4 protein-coding genes, 1 tRNA gene and 1 rRNA gene are annotated in these 3,375 nt (G+C 56.0%); all 6 read right to left on the bottom strand.

Annotated elements, in window-relative coordinates; genetic code table 11:
- Positions 1-74 (bottom strand): 16S ribosomal RNA (locus tag AQ996_RS09420); the annotation flags it as partial.
- A gap of 538 nt (positions 75-612) precedes the next feature.
- Positions 613-972, bottom strand: a complete 360-nt coding sequence (rplT, locus tag AQ996_RS09415) for a 50S ribosomal protein L20 (protein WP_022094123.1) — start codon at positions 970-972, stop codon at positions 613-615.
- A 46-nt stretch (positions 973-1,018) separates the two neighbouring features.
- Positions 1,019-1,210: a 50S ribosomal protein L35 gene (gene rpmI, locus AQ996_RS09410; RefSeq protein WP_006234422.1), complete on the bottom strand. Its 192-nt coding sequence runs from the start codon at positions 1,208-1,210 to the stop codon at positions 1,019-1,021.
- Positions 1,211-1,242: 32 nt separating this feature from the next.
- Positions 1,243-1,812 carry a translation initiation factor IF-3 gene (infC, locus tag AQ996_RS09405; RefSeq protein WP_006234423.1) on the bottom strand — a complete coding sequence of 190 codons (570 nt, stop codon included), beginning with the start codon at positions 1,810-1,812 and terminating at the stop codon, positions 1,243-1,245.
- 431 nt (positions 1,813-2,243) lie between these two features.
- A tRNA-Leu gene (locus tag AQ996_RS09395) sits at positions 2,244-2,330 on the bottom strand.
- 39 nt (positions 2,331-2,369) lie between these two features.
- Complete coding sequence (locus tag AQ996_RS09390) at positions 2,370-3,260, bottom strand: transglutaminase-like domain-containing protein (RefSeq protein WP_253274639.1); 891 nt, start codon at positions 3,258-3,260, stop codon at positions 2,370-2,372.
- Positions 3,261-3,375 lie beyond the last annotated feature (115 nt).

Here is a 3,375-nt window from a genome sequence, read left to right as displayed (position 1 = left end):
GGGTGCCGTTCGACTTGCATGTGTTAGGCGCGCCGCCAGCGTTCATCCTGAGCCAGGATCGAACTCTCCGTCCAAAATATCTGGGCTTCGAGCCCGTCCGGTCCTCACAACTATTAGCTGATCGGTTCCGTTCGATTCATATGGTTCTGTATAGGAAAAGGAATTTCTCGGGGCCGCCTCTCGGCGGCCTTGCGAAAAACAAATCCAAGTTAGACCATTTCAAATGGTTCGATGTCTGCCCGGATGCGACACAACTGGTGTGTCCATCCTCGCAGTATCCGGTTCTCAAGGTGCACGCCTGGCGGCTGATCCGGTCCGACCGGGCCGCGCGGCAAGGAGATATATTGCCAGACTGCGAAGCTGTGTGGGACGTCAATTCCACTCTTCACAAGTCCTACACAATCTATGGCTTTCTATATAGGAAGTAGAAAGTCGAGTGCAGCAAGACCACACGTATCAGATGATGACCCTTCGGTTAAGAGATATATAAAGATCGGTCACCTGTAAGTGTTTATCTACCCGCGCTTTTAGCTATGTAAACCAGCGCTTTCGATAAAAAAGAGGGAGTGCCGCGCACAGTGCGACACTCCCCTAGCGATTCAACAGAATCTATTAGGCCTCGAGGGCCTTCTTGGCAATGGCAGCCAGCTCGTTGAAGGACTCGATGTCCTCGTAAGCCATCTGAGCCAGGACCTTACGGTCGAGCTCGATGCCGGCAACCTTCAGGCCGTGCATGAACTGAGAGTAAGAGATGTCGTTCAGGCGAGCAGCAGCGTTGATACGGGTGATCCAGAGAGAACGAATCTCGCGCTTCTTGTTGCGGCGATCACGATACTGATACTGCAGGGAGTGCTGGACCTGCTCTTTAGCATGCTTGTAAGTACGCGAAGCGGCACCGTAGTAACCCTTCGCACGGTGCATAACGGTACGGCGCTTCTTCTTGGCGGCAACAGCGCGCTTAATACGTGCCATGTTCTATCAACTCCTAGACGGTTAAACGAAAAACGGGAACGCGAACTTAGGCGAGACGCGACTTGATGACCTTGCGGTCGGCAGCGGCGATCTCGGTCTCCTGACGGAAGCCACGCTTACGCTTGGTGGACTTCTTGCTCAGGATGTGGCTCTTGAAAGCCTTGGCGCGCATAAGCTTGCCGGTACCAGTCTTGCGGAAACGCTTCTTGGTGCCGCTGTGGGACTTCATCTTAGGCATGAAATACTCCTTAATCGGTTACAGAACACTAGTTACTTGGTATCGCTTGCCGCTTTATCCTCATCAAAGGCGCCCTTAATCGGGGCGAGCAGCATAAGCATGTTACGGCCTTCCATCTTAGGCTTGGACTCGACCGTAGCGTAAGGCTTGAGATCCTCGGCGAGGCGCTCGAGAACGTTAAGACCCTGCTCCGGGTGAGCCATCTCACGGCCGCGGAACATGATGGTGATCTTAACGCGTGCGCCCTTCTTGAGGAAACGCAGAACGTGGCCCTTCTTGGTCTCGTAATCGCCAACGTCAATCTTGGGTCGGAACTTCATTTCCTTGACCTCGACCTTGGACTGGTTCTTACGAGCGGCCTTGGCCTTCATGGCCTGCTGGTACTTGAACTTACCGTAGTCCATGACCTTGCAGACCGGCGGCTCCGCGTTGGGAGCGATCTCGACCAGGTCGAGACCCTGATCGTCAGCGACGCGCTGGGCATCGCGGATGGCGAACAGGCCGAGCTGAGAGCCATCGACGCCAATCAAACGGCACGAAGATGCAGTGATCTCGTCGTTGATGCGGGTGTCATCAGACTTAGCTATTTTCCCTACCTCCATTCATAAAAAAATAACCCGGCGCTTCTTTGCAACCAGGTCGTACACATAGACATCCTCAATATGAGGAAGGGAATCTAAGTTGTATGACCAGTCAGCTGCTCATTGGCGCCAAAAGGTGGGAACCCTCGGGTTCCTCTTTAGGGCATTGCGGGAACAACGCCTTGCGAATAATAACACGTACCGCGCGTTATCACATTACGTACACGAAAAAGGGGGCCTTGACCCCCTTGAAGCGCAGGTGCATGTATGGTGCCCGAGGCGAGACTCGAAGGGCCTTCGCTTCGCGAAGCCCCGGGCTTCGGGCGCACGGCGCCCTCGCCACGCTCCGCTACAAACAGGCCACAGGCCTGTTTGCTTAACGCTCCGCGCGCTCACGCGAGTTCGGCACGAAAAAGGGGGCCTTGACCCCCTTGGACGCTCACTTGCATGTATGGTGCCCGAGGCGAGACTCGAACTCGCACGTTGTTGCCAACGGTGGATTTTGAGTCCACTGCGTCTGCCAATTCCGCCACTCGGGCACGTAATGCGTGAGTTAGTTTATCACAGCTTTCTGTTGATTAGTCCGAAAATGGAACTTCAAGCATTTCGATGAGTTCGACCGAGCGGAGCATCTCGCGCCGGCGGCACCCGCGTCCGTTAACCGAGGCTTCGCCCATCTGGTTGTCATAGGGATCCTCGCGCATACCATCGAAAGCAGGCACAAGCTCAGCCTGGAATCGATCGTTGGCCACCAGGCGCCACGGGTCGAGATTGCCGAAGTAGTGACGACGGCGCCACTCCTCCCCCATTCTGCGCGCAGAGGAACCAAACGAAACATCGGCGTTAAGCCAACCGGTCTGGGGTGTGAAGAACTCGGCCCAGTCGTGCGGTCCCACCGAATCGGGAGCAACATACAGGCCGCTCTGCCAACGAGCAGGCACGCCCGCGATACGGCACATGGTGATAAACGTGAGCGCCATAACGCCGCAATCGCCGCGGAGCGAGTGTGCACAGTCATCGGCGATGGAGCCCAAAAGCAGATATGGTGGCTGATAGCGATAGTCGATATGTTGCGTCAGATAATCATAGATGGCGCGAGCGCGATCGAGCGAATCCTCGAGCCCGTCAATAACACGCTCCGTCACCTGTCGCAGATACGGCGTAAACGCAATGTGCGGACGGTCCTCGGAGGTGTCCTCGGGCAGGGGCGCGTCCATACAGGGATGCGATGGGAGCGCGCCACCATAGATATCGCAATAGGCGGCATCGATGTGATAACGATAGGTCACCGAAAATGAATGTTCAGTCGAAGATGTCCAGGAGACAGTACGAGCCGAAACGTTCTCAGAGGCAACAGTGCCCTCCGACGTCATATCGAGAACCTCGACATGAGACTGTTGGCGACAGGCGGCGGCAACGGGCAGCCACGCGCGAACAGTCTCTCCCTCCAGAGCCCCAGGGACAGACACGGACGCCTTAAGCGTGATGAGGCGACTGGGACCTCGGACAAAATCTCGGACCCAATCTGGGTCCAGGAGGGAGTCCGATGTATACGAAAGAGGAGCGCGAGGGGATTCTCTGGGA

The organism is Collinsella aerofaciens (assembly GCF_001404695.1).
Taxonomy (GTDB): Bacteria; Actinomycetota; Coriobacteriia; order Coriobacteriales; family Coriobacteriaceae; genus Collinsella; species Collinsella aerofaciens_E.
The sequence above is the reverse complement of the archived record's forward strand: the minus strand, read 5'-3'. Positions and strand labels throughout refer to the sequence as shown.